Origin of the sequence: Pseudomonas sp. zjy_15 (genome assembly GCF_043101865.1) — a bacterium.
In the GTDB taxonomy this organism is placed as follows: Bacteria; Pseudomonadota; Gammaproteobacteria; order Pseudomonadales; family Pseudomonadaceae; genus Aquipseudomonas; species Aquipseudomonas putida_Y.
This window is the reverse complement of sequence record NZ_JBICII010000008.1, coordinates 1-15,222: the sequence shown is the minus strand read 5'-3', so window position 1 is coordinate 15,222 and position 15,222 is coordinate 1. Positions and strand designations below refer to the sequence as shown.

The 15,222-nt window shown below is 62.0% G+C and carries 17 protein-coding genes; 9 read left to right on the top strand and 8 right to left on the bottom strand.

The genetic code is table 11. The annotated features are described in order from the left end of the window. Positions 1-36 precede the first annotated feature (36 nt). Together ACF8EF_RS00880 and ACF8EF_RS00875 are read left to right on the top strand one after the other, a co-directional pair. Complete coding sequence (locus ACF8EF_RS00880; protein WP_176685034.1) at positions 37-1,221, top strand: osmoprotectant NAGGN system M42 family peptidase; 1,185 nt, start codon at positions 37-39, stop codon at positions 1,219-1,221. An 83-nt stretch (positions 1,222-1,304) separates the two neighbouring features. Continuing rightward, the gene (locus ACF8EF_RS00875; RefSeq protein WP_004575803.1) at positions 1,305-1,532 is read left to right on the top strand and encodes a YheU family protein; all 228 of its coding nucleotides are present in this window, start codon (positions 1,305-1,307) and stop codon (positions 1,530-1,532) included. A 14-nt stretch (positions 1,533-1,546) separates the two neighbouring features. On the opposite strand, the gene csrA is transcribed toward ACF8EF_RS00875, so the two are convergent. Next, positions 1,547-1,726, bottom strand: a complete 180-nt coding sequence (gene csrA / locus ACF8EF_RS00870) for a carbon storage regulator CsrA (protein WP_176685033.1) — start codon at positions 1,724-1,726, stop codon at positions 1,547-1,549. Positions 1,727-1,846: 120 nt separating this feature from the next. Beyond that, positions 1,847-2,656, bottom strand: coding sequence for an SDR family oxidoreductase (locus ACF8EF_RS00865; RefSeq protein WP_252458988.1), 810 nt, complete (start codon positions 2,654-2,656; stop codon positions 1,847-1,849). A gap of 206 nt (positions 2,657-2,862) precedes the next feature. Here ACF8EF_RS00865 and ACF8EF_RS00860 point away from each other — a divergent pair, with 206 nt between their 5' ends. Beyond that, the gene (locus tag ACF8EF_RS00860; protein ID WP_003252624.1) at positions 2,863-3,015 is read left to right on the top strand and encodes a DUF3309 family protein; all 153 of its coding nucleotides are present in this window, start codon (positions 2,863-2,865) and stop codon (positions 3,013-3,015) included. Positions 3,016-3,130: 115 nt separating this feature from the next. On the opposite strand, the gene ACF8EF_RS00855 is transcribed toward ACF8EF_RS00860, so the two are convergent. The 3 genes from ACF8EF_RS00855 to ACF8EF_RS00845 form a co-directional block, all read right to left on the bottom strand. Continuing rightward, on the bottom strand, positions 3,131-4,795 hold the full coding sequence (locus ACF8EF_RS00855) for a cation acetate symporter (RefSeq protein WP_176685031.1): 1,665 nt from the start codon (positions 4,793-4,795) through the stop codon (positions 3,131-3,133). Next, positions 4,792-5,103: a DUF485 domain-containing protein gene (locus tag ACF8EF_RS00850; protein WP_010952786.1), complete on the bottom strand. Its 312-nt coding sequence runs from the start codon at positions 5,101-5,103 to the stop codon at positions 4,792-4,794. Before ACF8EF_RS00850 ends, ACF8EF_RS00855 begins: the two co-directional genes overlap by 4 nt. 224 nt (positions 5,104-5,327) lie before the next feature. Continuing rightward, positions 5,328-6,188: a glycine betaine ABC transporter substrate-binding protein gene (locus ACF8EF_RS00845; protein ID WP_176685030.1), complete on the bottom strand. Its 861-nt coding sequence runs from the start codon at positions 6,186-6,188 to the stop codon at positions 5,328-5,330. A gap of 197 nt (positions 6,189-6,385) precedes the next feature. Here ACF8EF_RS00845 and ACF8EF_RS00840 point away from each other — a divergent pair, with 197 nt between their 5' ends. Next, positions 6,386-7,951, top strand: a complete 1,566-nt coding sequence (locus tag ACF8EF_RS00840; protein WP_392460708.1) for a beta (1-6) glucans synthase — start codon at positions 6,386-6,388, stop codon at positions 7,949-7,951. 145 nt (positions 7,952-8,096) lie between these two features. On the opposite strand, the gene ACF8EF_RS00835 is transcribed toward ACF8EF_RS00840, so the two are convergent. Further along, positions 8,097-8,462 carry a hypothetical protein gene (locus tag ACF8EF_RS00835; RefSeq protein WP_176685028.1) on the bottom strand — a complete coding sequence of 122 codons (366 nt, stop codon included), beginning with the start codon at positions 8,460-8,462 and terminating at the stop codon, positions 8,097-8,099. A 190-nt stretch (positions 8,463-8,652) separates the two neighbouring features. On the opposite strand from ACF8EF_RS00835, the gene ACF8EF_RS00830 reads away from it, so the two are divergent. Together ACF8EF_RS00830 and ACF8EF_RS00825 are read left to right on the top strand one after the other, a co-directional pair. Beyond that, positions 8,653-9,951, top strand: a complete 1,299-nt coding sequence (locus ACF8EF_RS00830; RefSeq protein ID WP_176685027.1) for a serine/threonine protein kinase — start codon at positions 8,653-8,655, stop codon at positions 9,949-9,951. A 73-nt stretch (positions 9,952-10,024) separates the two neighbouring features. Next, entirely contained in the window at positions 10,025-10,771 is a 747-nt protein-coding gene (locus ACF8EF_RS00825) for a VacJ family lipoprotein (protein WP_370844494.1), read from the top strand. Between the two features lie 87 nt (positions 10,772-10,858). Here the strand turns inward: ACF8EF_RS00825 and ACF8EF_RS00820 are convergent, their stop codons facing one another. After that, complete coding sequence (locus ACF8EF_RS00820) at positions 10,859-12,007, bottom strand: patatin-like phospholipase family protein (protein ID WP_176685025.1); 1,149 nt, start codon at positions 12,005-12,007, stop codon at positions 10,859-10,861. 145 nt (positions 12,008-12,152) lie between these two features. Continuing rightward, a complete protein-coding gene (locus tag ACF8EF_RS00815; protein ID WP_176685024.1) occupies positions 12,153-13,088 on the bottom strand; it encodes a lipid A biosynthesis lauroyl acyltransferase in 936 nt (311 codons plus the stop codon). A 111-nt stretch (positions 13,089-13,199) separates the two neighbouring features. On the opposite strand from ACF8EF_RS00815, the gene minC reads away from it, so the two are divergent. The 3 genes from minC (at position 13,200) to minE (ending at position 15,141) form a co-directional block, all read left to right on the top strand. Continuing rightward, complete coding sequence (gene minC / locus ACF8EF_RS00810; RefSeq protein WP_021782475.1) at positions 13,200-13,961, top strand: septum site-determining protein MinC; 762 nt, start codon at positions 13,200-13,202, stop codon at positions 13,959-13,961. 109 nt (positions 13,962-14,070) lie between these two features. Then, positions 14,071-14,883, top strand: a complete 813-nt coding sequence (gene minD, locus ACF8EF_RS00805; protein WP_003252574.1) for a septum site-determining protein MinD — start codon at positions 14,071-14,073, stop codon at positions 14,881-14,883. 3 nt (positions 14,884-14,886) lie between these two features. Beyond that, positions 14,887-15,141, top strand: coding sequence for a cell division topological specificity factor MinE (gene minE, locus ACF8EF_RS00800; RefSeq protein ID WP_003252572.1), 255 nt, complete (start codon positions 14,887-14,889; stop codon positions 15,139-15,141). Positions 15,142-15,222 lie beyond the last annotated feature (81 nt).

Below are 15,222 nucleotides of genomic sequence, written 5' to 3'. Positions count from 1 at the left end.
GGACTGCGAAATTTTAACCCGACCGGAGGCCTGGACATGTCCGAGCGACACCCCGAACCCGATCTCGACTACCTCAAACGCGTGCTGCTGGAAATGCTCGCCATCCCCAGCCCCACCGGCTTCACCGACACCATCGTGCGCTACGTGGCCGAACGCCTTGACGAACTGGGCATCCCCTTCGAGCTGACCCGCCGCGGCACCATTCGCGCCACCCTCAAAGGCCGGCAGGCCACCCCCGACCGCGCCGTCTCTGCCCACCTGGATACCATCGGCGCCAGCGTGCGCCAGTTGCAGGACAATGGCCGCCTGGCCCTGGCCCCCGTCGGCTGCTGGTCCAGCCGTTTTGCCGAAGGCAGCCGGGTTAGCGTGTTCACCGATACCGGGGTATTCCGTGGCAGCGTGCTGCCGCTGATGGCCAGCGGGCATGCCTTCAACACGGCCATCGACCAGATGCCGATCAGCTGGGATCACGTGGAAGTGCGCCTGGATGCCTACTGCGCCACGCGCGCCGACTGTGAGGCACTGGGCGTGAGCATTGGGGATTTCGTGGCCTTCGACCCCTTGCCCGAGTTCACCGAAAGCGGCCACATCAGCGCCCGTCACCTGGACGACAAGGCTGGCGTGGCCGCATTGCTGGCGGCATTGAAGGCGGTGGTGGAAAGCGGTCGCCAGCCGCTGATCGACTGCCACCCGCTGTTCACCATCACCGAGGAGACCGGCTCGGGAGCAGCCGGCGCCCTGCCCTGGGACGTCAGCGAGTTCGTCGGCATCGACATCGCCCCGGTGGCGCCTGGGCAGGCTTCCAGCGAGCATGCGGTCAGTGTGGCCATGCAGGACTCGTCGGGGCCTTACGACTACCACCTGTCCCGGCACCTGCTGAAACTGGCCGGTGACCACGACTTGCCGGTGCGGCGCGACCTGTTCCGCTATTACTTCAGCGATGCCCATTCGGCGGTGACTGCCGGGCACGACATTCGTACCGCGCTGGTGGCCTTTGGTTGCGATGCCACCCATGGTTACGAACGCACCCATATCGACAGCCTGGCAGCGCTGAGCCGGTTGTTGTCAGCCTACCTGCTGAGCCCGCCAGTGTTTGCCAGCGACTCGCAGCCGGCCAATGCATCGCTCGAGCGCTTCAGCCACCAACTGGAGCATGATGCGCAGATGGAAAGCGACACGCGGGTACCGGCGGTGGACAGCCTGATCGGAAACAAAGGCTAAACGCCCACGGGGCTGCAAAGCGGCCCCTACACCTCGAGTGTTTCGCGTAGCATGCCCATACCTATTTCAGACACCACCCGACCATGCTGATCCCCTACGACCAATTGCAAGCCGAAACCCTGACCCGCCTGATCGAGGACTTCGTCACCCGCGACGGCACTGACAACGGCGACGACACCCCGCTGGAAACCCGCGTGCTGCGGGTACGCCAGGCGTTGGCCAAAGGCCAGGCTTTCATCCTTTTCGACCTGGAAAGCCAGCAGTGCCAGTTGCTGGCCAAGCATGATGTGCCCCGCGAGCTCCTCGAATAGCAGGCAAGGCCTGTTCAGGCCTTGCTCTGCTTGGACGCCTTGATGCGCTTGTGAACTTCGGCTCGATGCACCGGCACCTCACGCGGAGCATCCACACCAAAGCGCACCACGCCGTCCCGGGTCTCCACCACGACGATCCGGATATCATCGCCAATCATGATGACCTCCCCCACTTCGCGCCCAATTACCAGCATGTTCCGATCCTCCTGCGAAAGGGAAAACCGGAGCCTGCCCCGTAGGTATTCAGCTACTCAATAGCTCCACTGCGATTCAGAAGCCCCTTACGCTTTTGAGTAACTTCTCCTACAGACCAATCATCGCGACTGGGCTTTTGCCCGCATTTTCACTGCCATTTCGGCCATCTCGTCATACAGCCGCTCAGGGGCCTGGCGTTTCAGTTGCCAGGCCTGGCGCCCTGCCTCATGGGGCAGGATGAGGAACTCGCCTGCAGCGACCTGCTGATGGATATAATCGGCAATGTCCGCCGCACTGATCGGCGAACCTTCAAGCAGCTTGCCAACCTGTGCCTTCATCGCCGGGTTCGGCCCGCGGAACGAGTCCAGCAGGTTGGTCTGGAAGAACGACGGGCACACCACGTGCACCGCCACCTCAATCTGGCGCAACTCCACCAGCAGGCTTTCCGACAATGCCAGCACGCCGGCCTTGGCCACGTTGTAGTTGCTCATGCCCGGGCCCTGCATCAGTGCAGCCATCGAGGCGATGTTGATAATGCGCCCCTTGCTGCGCTCCAGCAGCGGCAGGAACGCCTTGCAACCCTTGACCACGCCCATCAGATTGACGGCGATCTGCCAGTCCCAGTCTTCCAGCGACAGCTCGGCGAAGAACCCGCCCGAAGCGATGCCGGCGTTGTTGACGATCACATCGACCCCACCGAACTTCTCTTCGCAGGCCTGGGCAAGGGCCGTCAGCTGGCTATAGTCGCGCACATCGCAGCGCTGGACGAAGCCGTCGCCACCGGCCTGGTGAACCTGCTCCAGCGTTTCGCGCAGGCCGGTTTCGTTGACATCGGCCAGTGCCAGGCGCCAGCCCTCACGCGCCCAGCGCAGGGCGATCTCGCGGCCGAGGCCAGACCCGGCGCCGGTGATCATGATGCGTTTTTGCATGGTCGCAGGCCTTGTTCTGACAAGTAGTCCGGTGAGTCTAATCAAGGCGTCGCCATCCGGCAGGATTCATCAGGGTAGTGAATGGGCGGGCATGACCGGGTAGGCGGCTGCACGGGGATGGAATCTTTACCAACCCGCACCGGTCCGAATTATCGAGAGGCCAGCATTCTCAGGCTCTTGCCCCCTAATCACGCAAGGACTTTGACATGACCACGATCCTTATCATCATCCTGATTCTGCTGCTGATCGGTGGCTTACCGGTCTTCCCCCACTCGCGCAGCTGGGGCTATGGCCCTTCCGGCATAATCGGCGTGGTGTTGGTGATTCTGCTGGTACTACTGTTGCTTGGGATGATATGACGCGCTGCGGACAGTCACTTCAGACAATCACTTGAGGCGAGTGGCAAGCGAGTCGCCTGCATAAAATAAAAAACGCCCCGACTGGCGGGGCGTTTTTCAGTGCAGGTTAATGACGTTAGTGCGAGACCGCCCCGCTGGCACCCAGGCCAGTCTGTGAACGCACGAACTGCGGGAAGAACAGCGCGCGCTCATCCTCAGCCGCCTTGGACTTGTCGGTGACCGAGAAGAACCAGATGCTGACGAAGGCAATGGCCATCGAGAACAGCGCCGGGTACTCGTACGGGTAGATTGGCTTCTCGTGGCCGAGAATCTGTACCCAGATGGTCGGGCCAAGGATCATCAGCGTCACCGCACTCACCAGGCCCAGCCAGCCGCCGATCATGGCGCCGCGGGTGGTCAGCTTCTTCCAGTACATCGAAAGCAGCAGTACCGGGAAGTTGCAGCTGGCCGCAATGGAGAACGCCAGGCCGACCATGAAGGCGATGTTCTGCTTCTCGAACAGAATCCCCAGGCCGATCGCCAGCACACCCAGGGCGACAGTGGTGATCTTCGATACGCGGATCTCGTCCTTGTCGTTGGCTTTGCCCTTGCGCCAGACGCTGGCGTAAAGGTCGTGGGACACCGCCGAGGCACCGGCCAGGGTCAGGCCAGCCACCACCGCCAGGATGGTGGCGAAGGCCACCGCCGAGATGAAGCCGAGGAACACACTGCCACCCACCGCATTGGCCAGGTGCACCGCGGCCATGTTGTTGCCGCCCAGCAGGGCGCCTGCGGCGTCCTTGAAGTCCGGGTTGGTGCTGACCAGCAGGATCGCGCCAAAGCCGATGATGAAGGTGAGGATGTAGAAGTAGCCGATGAAGCCTGTGGCGTACAGCACGCTCTTGCGCGCTTCCTTGGCGTCACTGACGGTGAAGAAGCGCATCAGGATGTGCGGCAGGCCGGCAGTACCGAACATCAGTGCCAGGCCCAGGGAGAACGCCGAGATCGGGTCCTTGACCAGGCCGCCGGGGCTCATGATCGCCTCACCCTTGGCGTGTACCTTGATCGCTTCGGTGAACAGCGTGTTGAAGTCAAAGCCCACGTGCTTCATCACCATCAGCGCCATGAAACTGGCACCGGACAGCAGCAGCACAGCCTTGATGATCTGTACCCACGTGGTGGCCAGCATGCCGCCGAACAGCACGTACAGGCACATCAGGATACCCACCAGAACCACCGCCACATGGTAGTCCAGGCCGAACAGCAGCTCGATCAGCTTGCCGGCACCGACCATTTGCGCGATCAGGTAGAACGCCACCACCACCAGCGAACCGGAGGCAGACAGGGTGCGGATTTCCTTTTGCCCGAGGCGGTACGAGGCCACGTCGGCGAAGGTGTACTTGCCCAGGTTGCGCAAGCGTTCGGCAATCAGGAAAAGAATGATCGGCCAGCCGACCAGGAAGCCGATCGAGTAGATCAGGCCGTCGTAACCAGAGGTGAACACCAGTGCGGAAATACCCAGGAACGAGGCGGCTGACATGTAGTCGCCAGCAATCGCCAGGCCGTTCTGGAAGCCGGTGATCTTGCCGCCGGCAGCGTAATAGTCCGATGCCGACTTGTTGCGTTTGGAGGCCCAGTAGGTGATGCCGAGCGTGAAGGCGACGAAGGCCACGAACATGGCGATGGCGGAAACGTTCAGCGGTTGTTTCTGCACCTCGCCGGTCAGGGCATCGGCGGCCCACACGGCGGGTGCAAAAGCTCCGCAGGCCAGTACGGCCAGGGCTTTGACAGGGCGAATCATTGTTGCGCCTCCTTCAGGATTTCCTTGTTCAGCTCATCGAATTCGCCGTTGGCGCGGCGCACGTAGATGGCGGTCAGGACGAATGCCGAAACGATCAGACCGACGCCCAGGGGAATGCCCCAGGTAATCGATGACTCAGGGCTGAGCTTGGCGCCCAGCACATGGGGACCGTAGGCGATCAGGAGGATGAAGGCGCAATACAGGCCGAGCATGATCGCCGAGAGAATCCAGGCGAACCGCTCGCGTTTGGTGACCAGCTCCTTGAAACGGGGGCTGTTTTGTATCGAGAGGTAAATGCTGTCGTTCATTGTTTTTGTCCTAGCAGCACAGATACGGGATAGAACCCACGCCCTTACTTTATGCTGCCGATGGACGCCAACCAGACGACCTTAGTCTTAGATGCAACGGTGTTTTACCGATTGCGTAACAACGTGAAAACCTGTTCGCGGGTAAACCCGCTCCTACAAGGGCCTGCACAGGCCTGTAGGAGCGGGTTTACCCGCGAAGAAACAACATTGGCCCTGGAAGGCTTTTACTTGCCAGTCCACTCCTTCACACGATCAGGGTGCTTGGCTACCCAGTCCTTGGCCGCCGCTTCAGGCTTGGCCCCTTCCTGGATCGCCAGCATCACCTCGCCAATCTCGTCCTTGGACTGCCAGTTGAACTTCTTCAGGAACTCCGCCACTTCCGGTGCCTTGGCTGCCAGTTCCTTGCTGCCGATGCTGTTCACGGTTTCTGCCGCGCCATACACGCCTTTCGGGTCTTCGAGGAACTTCAGCTTCCACTTGGCGAACATCCAGTGCGGAACCCAACCGGTCACCGCAATCGACTGCTGCTTGGCATAGGCACGGCCCAGCTCCGCAGTCATCGCCGCACCCGAGCTGGCCTGCAACTTGTAACCCGTCAGGTCATAGTCCTTGATCGCCTGGTCGGTCTTGAGCATCACACCGGAGCCTGCGTCGATGCCGACAATTCTGTCCTTGAAGGTATTGTCGGTCTTGAGGTCGGCGATGCTCACTGCCTTGACGTATTCGGGGACGATCAGACCGATCTTGGCGTCCTTGAAGTTAGGGCCGTAGTCGACCACGTTGTCCTTGTTCTTGGCCCAGTACTCACCATGGGTCACCGGCAACCAGGCCGACAACATGGCATCGAGTTTTCCAGTTGCCACACCCTGCCACATGATCCCCGTGGCCACGGCCTGCAGCTTCACGTCGTAGCCGAGTTTTTGCTTGATTACTTCGGCGGCCACGTTGGTGGTCGCCACGCTGTCGGCCCAACCATCCACGTAACCAATGCTTACTTCTTTGGCCATAGCCTGTGCAGCGCTCATGGCCATTACCAGGGCGGTGCCCACACCCAGTAAACGTCGCATTTTCTTCAAAGTTGCCATCAAAGCATCCCCTCGTCAGGTCTTGGAGATTGCATCATCGTCCTGCAACACAAGTCGACCTGATCCAGCTGCGACCTATACCCGCCCCATATGCGACAGCACTATGCCATTAGCGCCATCGGTCGGCATCGGTCTGCGCGATCCTTGCATGCCAAAGGTTTGGCGCCGGGCTACTATCCAGCCTTTTGTACCAGACGATGGACCGCCCGATGCCCAGTTGTAGCCGCCTGTTGTTACCGTTGTACCTGCTTGCCTGCCTGCTGGCCCTGCTCGGGCTGGGGGGGCTCTGGTACGGGCTGGGCAAGCCGGTGCACCTGCCCGATGCGGCCAGCCCTGCGCACAAACTGCAATGCGCCTCGTACACGCCGTTCGACAAAGACCAGTCGCCTTATGACCAGCCGTTTCGCCTGCGACCGACGCGGATGGACGCCGACCTGGCGTTACTGGCCGAGCGGTTTCAGTGCATCCGTACCTATTCCATGAGCGGTCTTGAGGCAATCCCGGCGCTGGCACGCAAGCATGGCCTGAAGGTGATGCTGGGCGCCTGGGTGAACGCACACCCGGCCGACACCGAGAAGGAAATCAACCTGCTGATCGCCGCTGCCAACGCCAACCCTGACGTGGTCAGCGCGGTGATCGTCGGCAATGAGACACTGTTGCGCAAGGAGGTGACCGGTGCCCACCTGGCCAAATTGATCGCGCGGGTGAAGCGCCAGGTCAAGGTGCCCGTGACCTACGCCGATGTCTGGGAGTTCTGGCTGCAGCACCCGCAGGTGGCCCCGGCAGTGGACTTCCTGACCATCCATCTGCTGCCCTACTGGGAGGACGACCCGCGTGGCATCGACGATGCCTTGGCCCACGTTGCCGATGTGCGCCGTGTGTTCGGCACACGCTTCGCGCCCAAGGACATACTGATTGGCGAAACCGGCTGGCCCAGCGAAGGCCGCCAGCGTGAAACCGCGGTGCCCAGCGGGGTCAATGAGGCGCGCTTCATCCGTGGTTTTGTGGCCATGGCCGAGCGCAATGGCTGGCACTACAACCTGATCGAAGCCTTCGATCAACCTTGGAAACGCGTCAATGAGGGCGCAGTGGGGGGTTACTGGGGGCTATACGACGCGGACCGGCAGGACAAGGGCGTGCTCGAAGGACCAGTGAGCAACCTGCATGACTGGCCGCAGTGGCTGCTGGCCAGCGCCGTGCTGATGGTGATCATGCTGGCGCTGGCCGGGCGCCCCGCTACACCGATGGCGGCCTTGCTGCTGCCATTGCTGGCGGCGTTTGGCGCCGCTTGCCTGGGCCTGTGGGGCGAGTTGATGCGTACTCATGCGCGCTTTGCCGGGGAATGGTTGTGGGCACTGATGCTGGTCGGGCTGAACCTGCTGGTGCTGGCCCATGCGTTGTTGGCGCTGGCGCGGCGGGCCGGCTGGCGTGAGCGCTTGTTCACCTGGCTTCAGGTGCGAGCCGGCTGGCTGTTGCTGACGGCGGGCTTTGCTGCGGCGGTGAGCATGCTGGCAATGGTGTTCGACCCGCGCTACCGCAGCTTCCCCAGTGCGGCCCTGGCGTTGCCGGCGCTGGTGTATGTGCTGTGGCCGGTGCGGGCACGGCGGGCGGAGGTGGCGTTGCTGGCATTCATCGTCGGCGCCGGAGTGGCGCCGCAGTTGTTCGTGGAAGGGCTGGAGAACCAGCAGGCCTGGGGCTGGGCGGTGGTGAGTGTGCTGATGACGGCGGCGTTGTGGCGCAGCTTGCGGATGCGCCAGGCTTGATACTGCATATCCCTCAAGCCCAGCGCGGACCTTGTGTGGCCTTGTGTCGCGAAAGGGGCGCGCAGCGGCCCCAGCAATTTTTGCTGTGAAGCTTTAACCCTGCCTTTCGCGACACAAGGCCGCTCCCACAGGTACGCGCAGCTGCTTACAATGGGGGTTGCCTGACCAGACGCAACCCCGCCAGTACCAGCGCAAACACCGCAATGCTGGCGGTGTACAGCACCAGCGCCGGCACCGCGAACACCAACGCCAACACTGCCAGCCACCAGCCGGCACGCGCGGAAACGAACTGGGCCAGTAATGCAAGGCCCAGCCCGCCCCAGGCCATTACCTGATAGTGAATGCCCAACCCCAGCAGCGAACGCACCTCGCACTGCCAGTACGCCGTCGGCACTGCGCACAGCCCTACCCACTGGCCATCCTCCATGAGGCCGTAACGCACGCCATAACTGGCCGCAAGCCAGAGCCCCAGAAACAGCACCAGCAACGCCGTCGGCAGCGAACGAGACATCCTGTTCTCCAATAGCGGTAATCGAAAGCATCCATGATCGCTTATGCCCGGTTGTAAGGCAAAATCACACACCGGCAGCTATGTTGCAGATAGCAAGTACGCCAAAGACCACCGCAGCGGGCAACTTTGCCCGCCTGGTTGTGGTCCTAGCCTGCACACTGCTCGACCTTGCGTTCTTTTGGGGGATTACATGCTTCGATCTTTGCGCCTCGCTGCCCTGCTCGGTAGCCTGCTCATGGCTGTGGCCGCTTCAGCGCGGGATATCGACGCTGCCAGCTATGGCTACCCTTTGACCAACCCGTTCGAGGCGACCATCGCCACCACCCCGCCGGACAAGCGCCCTGACTTGCCCAGCGACGATGAAATCAATCAGTCCGATTACAGCCTGAACTTGCGCCCGGAACGTGAGTTCACGTTGCCCGACAACTTCTGGGCAGTGAAGAAGCTCAGGTACCGCCTGGCTCGCCAGGATCGCGAAGCGCCGCTGATCTTCATCATCGCCGGCACCGGCGCGCCCTACAGCAGCAGCATCAATGAATACCTGAAAAAGCTGTTCTACCAGGCCGGCTTCCACGTGGTGCAACTGTCATCGCCCACCAGCTATGACTTCATGAGTGCAGCCTCGCGCTTTGCTACCCCCGGTATCAGCCAGGAAGACGCCGAAGACATGTACCGGGTGATGCAGGCCGTGCGCGCCCAGCATCCACGCCTGCCGGTCAGTGACTTCTACCTCACCGGTTACAGCCTGGGTGCGCTCGACGCCGCCTTCGTCAGCCACCTGGACGAGACCCGCCGCAGCTTCAACTTCAAGCGTGTGCTGCTGCTCAACCCACCGGTCAACCTCTACACCTCGATCAACAACCTCGACAAGCTGGTGCAAACCCAGGTCAAGGGCATCGACCGCAGCACCACGTTCTATGAGCTGATGCTGGAAAAACTCACCCGCTACTTCCAGGACAAGGGCTACATCGACCTGAACGACGCCTTGCTGTATGACTTCCAGCAGTCGCGCCAGCACCTGTCCAACGAACAGATGGCCATGCTGATCGGCACCTCGTTCCGCTTCTCGGCAGCCGACATCGCCTTCACTTCCGACCTGATCAACCGCCGCGGCCTGATCATTCCGCCGAAATTCCCGATCACCGAAGGCAGCAGCCTCACGCCGTTCTTCAAGCGCGCCCTGCAGTGCGACTTCGACTGCTACATGACCGAACAGGTGATTCCGATGTGGCGCGCCCGCACCGACGGCAACAGCATCCTGCAATTGGTCAACCAAGTCAGCCTGTATGCCCTGGAAGACTACCTGCGCAGCAGTGACAAGATCGCCGTGATGCACAACGCCGACGACGTCATTCTCGGCCCGGGCGACATTGGCTTTTTGCGCAAGGTGTTCGGTGACCGGCTGACGCTCTACCCCCATGGCGGCCATTGCGGCAACCTCAACTACCGCGTCAACAGTGACGCCATGCTGGAGTTCTTCCGTGGTTAACAAACTCCTCTTCGCCACTGCCCTGCTTGCCGCTGGCCACACCCTGGCCGCCGAAACCGCCCCACGAGCCAGCGTGGTCGAAGCCGACCCACAGGTGAGCAGTACCGCGCCCCTGGCGCCCGAAGCCGATGGTTTCCTCGACCCGCTGCGTGAGCTGAAATTCAACCCTGGGCTGGACCAGCGCGAATTCGAGCGCTCAACCTTGGCGGCGCTTAACGTGTACGACCCGCTGGAGTCGATCAACCGGCGCATCTATCACTTCAACTACCGACTGGACCAATGGGTGCTGCTGCCGCTGGTGAATGGCTACCAGTATGTCACTCCAAGTTTCGTGCGCACGGGGGTGAGCAACTTCTTCAACAACCTTGGCGATGTGCCGAACCTGTTCAACAGCGTGTTGCAGCTCAAAGCCAAGCGCTCTGCAGAAATCACTGCGCGACTGATGTTCAACACGATTATCGGCGTGGGTGGGCTGTGGGATCCGGCGACCAGCATGGGCCTGCCGCGCCAGAGCGAAGACTTTGGCCAGACCCTGGGCTTCTATGGCGTGCCGGATGGGCCGTACCTGATGCTGCCGGTGCTAGGGCCATCGAACCTGCGCGATACCACCGGGCTGGTGGTGGACTATGCGGGAGAGCAGGCAGTCAACTACCTGAACGTGGCTGAAGTCAGCAGCGACCACCCGGAAATCTTCGCCTTGCGCGTGGTGGACAAGCGCTATACGACCAAATTCCGCTATGGCCAGCTCAACTCGCCGTTCGAATATGAAAAGGTGCGGTATGTGTATACCCAGGCGCGCAAGTTGCAGATAGCCGAATAAGCCTGCTGCGGCCCTTTCGCTCCTGCACAGGCATTACACAAACTTGTAGGAGCGGGTTCACCCGCGAAAGGGCCCACACAAGCAGCATCACCCCCCCAGGAACTCGCAAAGCTCGCGCTTCTTGGCCAGGGCATCGCGCCGCCCCAACTCGATCAGTTCACTGCAATAACTGGCCTCGAACAGCAAATAGCTCAGCACCCCCGCCCCGCTGGTGCGCGTCGCCCCCGGCCCACGTAAAAACAGGCGTAACGCCGCCGGCAACTCGCGGCGGTGCCGAGCGGCAATCTCGTCCAGCGGCTGACTGGGTGCCACCACCAGTACGTCAATCGGGGCCAGCCCCAGGCGCCGGGCATCCAGGTGCGCTGGCAACAGCCCGCTCAAGTGGTTGAGGCGCTGCAGCAGTTCGATATCGTCTTCCAGGCTGTCAATGAACGTACTGTTGAGCATGTGCCCGCCGATCTGCGCCAGGCTCGGCTGCTGCCCGCTGAACACACGCTGGGGCGGCAACGGTGGCGCTGGCCGCTGCGGGTTTCCGCTGACCCCGACCACCAGCACGCGGCTGGCCCCCAGGTGCAAGGCCGGACTGATCGGCGCCGATTGGCGCACTGCACCGTCGCCGTAATATTCACCGCCTAGTTGCACCGGGGCGAACAGCAGCGGGATCGCCGCGCTGGCCAGCAGGTGGTCGATGGTCAACGGTGCAGGTACGCCAATACGCCGGTGACGCAACCAGGCCTCGATGGTGCCGCGGCCTTGGTAGAAGGTCACCGCCTGGCCAGACTCGTAGCCAAAGGCGGTCACTGCCACGGCGCGCAGTTGCTCGGCGGCCAAGGCGTGGCCGATGCCATCCAGGTTCAGGTGCGTTTGCAGCAGGCTGCGCAAAGGGCTGCTGTCGAGCAACGCCACGGGGGCCTGGCCACCCAGCCCCAGCAGGTTGTGGCCGACGAAGCGGCTGGCCTGGCGCACGACCCCGGGCCAGTCGCTGCGGATGACCAGATGGCTGCGGAAATTCTGCCAGAAGGCAGTGAGCCGCTGCACGGCGTCGTTGAAGTGCACGGCACCACTGGCCAGGGTGACCGCGTTGATGGCCCCGGCGGAGGTGCCGACGATGACCGGGAACGGGTTGTGCGCGCCGGCGGGCAGCAACTCGGCGATGCCCGCCAGCACGCCAACCTGGTAGGCGGCGCGGGCGCCGCCGCCAGACAGGATGAGACCGGTTACCGGGGGTGGAGCCATGGAGTCCTTCCTGGGGTCAAGGTGCTTTCATGCCCGGCCTCTTCGCGGGTGAACCCGCTCCCACAGGGCCCCGCAATATGCAGAACCTGTGGTAATCCTGCAGGAGCGGGTTTACCCGCGAAGAGGCCAGGCCTGCTTACAAGGTTCAGCGCTTTTTCTTGTCATACAGCCGCGGCGCCCCTTCGGGCCGCGACTTGAACCGACGGTGCGCCCACAGGTACTGCTCGGGGCACTCGCGCAACACGCTCTCGACCCACCGGTTGATGCGCAGGCAATCGGCCTCTTCGCTTTCACCGGGGAAATCCGCCAGCGGCGGGTGGATGACCAGCCGATAGCCGCTGCCATCCTCCAGGCGCTTCTGGGTGAACGGGATCACTTGCGCCTTCCCCAACCGGGCGAACTTGGTAGTGGCCGTTACCGTCGCTGCCGGGATGCCGAACAGCGGCACGAAGATACTTTGCTTGGCGCCGTAGTCCTGGTCCGGTGCGTACCAGATCGCCCGGCCCGAACGCAGCAGCTTGAGCATGCCGCGCACGTCTTCGCGCTCCACCGCCAGCGAGTCGAGGTTGTGCCGCTCGCGGCCGCTGCGCTGGATGAAGTCGAACAGTGCATTGCCGTGTTCGCGGTACATGCCGTCGATGGTGTGCTGCTGACCGAGCAGCGCGGCGCCGATTTCCAGGGTAGTGAAGTGCACCGCCATGAGGATCGCGCCCTGCCCCGCCTGCTGGGCGGCCTGCAGGTGCTCAAGGCCCTCGATATGGGCCAGGCGCGCCAGCCTTGCCTTGGGCCACCACCAGCTCATGGCCATTTCGAAGAAGGCGATGCCGGTTGAAGCGAAGTTGGCCTTGAGCAAACGCTGCCGTTCGTCGACAGACAGCTCCGGGAAGCACAGCTCCAGGTTGCGCGCGGCGATGCGTCGACGTTCACCGGCGACGTGATACATGACGGCGCCCAGCGCGGCACCGACTTTCAGCAGCACCCGGTACGGCAACTGGACTACCAGCCACAGCAGGCCCAGGCCCAGCCATAGGCCCCAGAACTTGGGGTGAAGGTAATAGAGACGAAAACGCGGGCGTTCCATTGAAGCATCCGGAAAGACAAAGGCCGCGCATTCTACAACGGATCAGCGCATGTTGCGGGCAACCGGTGTTCTCGTTATAAGTCAGGGCACTTTTTTCGCAACAAGCCGTCTATGCAGACCATGAGCCCAAACCACACACCCGACACCGCCTCCGTGTTCCAGCTCAAGGGCAGCATGCTCGCCATTACGGTACTGGAACTGGCACGCAATGACCTTGAAGCCCTCGACCGCCAGTTGGCGGCCAAAGTCGCCCAGGCCCCTAACTTCTTCAGCAATACACCGCTGGTGCTGGCGCTGGACAAGCTGCCGGCCGACGAAGGGGCGGTCGACCTGCCCGGCTTGATGCGGATTTGCCGACACCACGGCCTGCGTACCCTGGCCATCCGCGCCAACCGCATCGAGGACATCGCCGCCGCCATCGCCATCGACCTGCCGGTGCTGCCGCCGTCCGGGGCCCGCGAACGGCCGCTGGAGCCCGAGCCCGAGGTAGTCAAAAAGCCCGAACCGGCCCCGGCGCCACCACCGCCCCCCGAACCCGAGGTGCGCCCGACCCGCATCATTACTTCGCCAGTACGCGGTGGCCAACAGATCTATGCTCAGGGGGGGGACCTGATTGTTACCGCCTCGGTCAGCCCAGGTGCGGAACTTCTGGCCGATGGCAACATCCATGTGTACGGCGCCATGCGTGGCCGCGCCCTGGCCGGCATCAAAGGCAACACCAAGGCGCGTATCTTCTGCCAGCAGATGACCGCCGAAATGGTCTCGATCGCCGGCCAATACAAGGTTTGCGAAGACCTGCGCCGGGATCCACTGTGGGGGACCAGCGTGCAAGTCAGCCTGTCTGGTGACGTGTTGAACATCACCCGTCTTTAACGGATACTTGCCAGCATTTTTAGAGCAACTTTTTTACCGTTGCCTTTATTTAGCTATTTCAGTTTTTTGCAGGGACAAGTGTCCCGACTATTTTTAGGGGTGAAACACCTTGGCCAAGATTCTCGTGGTTACTTCCGGCAAGGGGGGTGTGGGCAAGACCACTACCAGCGCCGCCATTGGTACCGGCCTCGCACTGCGCGGCCACAAGACCGTCATTGTCGACTTCGACGTGGGCCTGCGTAACCTCGACCTGATCATGGGCTGCGAACGCCGCGTGGTGTACGACTTCGTCAACGTGGTCAACGGTGAAGCCAACCTGCAACAGGCCCTGATCAAGGACAAGCGCCTCGAGAACCTGTACGTGCTGGCCGCCAGCCAGACCCGTGACAAGGACGCGCTGACCCAGGAAGGCGTGGAAAAGGTACTGATGGACCTGAAAAAGGACTTCGAGTACGTCATCTGCGACTCGCCGGCCGGTATCGAAAAAGGTGCTCACCTGGCCATGTACTTCGCTGACGAAGCCATCGTGGTCACCAACCCGGAAGTGTCGTCGGTACGTGACTCCGACCGCATGCTGGGCATTCTGTCGAGCAAGTCGCGCCGCTCCGAAAACGGTGAAGAGCCGATCAAGGAGCATCTGCTGATCACCCGCTACCACCCAGAGCGCGTCGTCAAAGGCGAAATGCTGAGCGTGGCCGACGTGGAAGAAATCCTGTCGATCAAGCTCAAGGGTGTGATCCCGGAGTCGCAGGCCGTCCTCAAGGCGTCCAACCAAGGTATCCCGGTCATTCTCGATGACCAGAGCGATGCCGGCCAGGCCTACAGTGATGCGGTCGACCGCCTGCTGGGCAAAGAGAAGCCGATGCGCTTCATCGATGTACAGAAGAAGGGATTCTTCGAGCGCATTTTCGGGAGCAAATAAACCATGAACCTTTTTGACTTCTTTCGTGGCAGACAGAAACAGACCAGCGCGTCGGTAGCGAAAGAGCGTCTACAGATCATCGTGGCGCACGAGCGCGGCCAACGCAGCGAACCGGACTACCTGCCCGCACTGCAGAAAGAACTGCTGGAAGTGATCCGCAAATATGTGAACATCGGCAACGATGATGTGCATATCGAGCTGGAAAACCAGGGCAGCTGCTCGATTCTCGAGCTGAACATCACCCTGCCGGATCGCTGATCCGCGTAGTCGACAACTTGGGGCTGCCTTGCAGCCCTTCGCGGGCAAGCCCGCTCCTACAGGGGAACGCATATCCTTTGT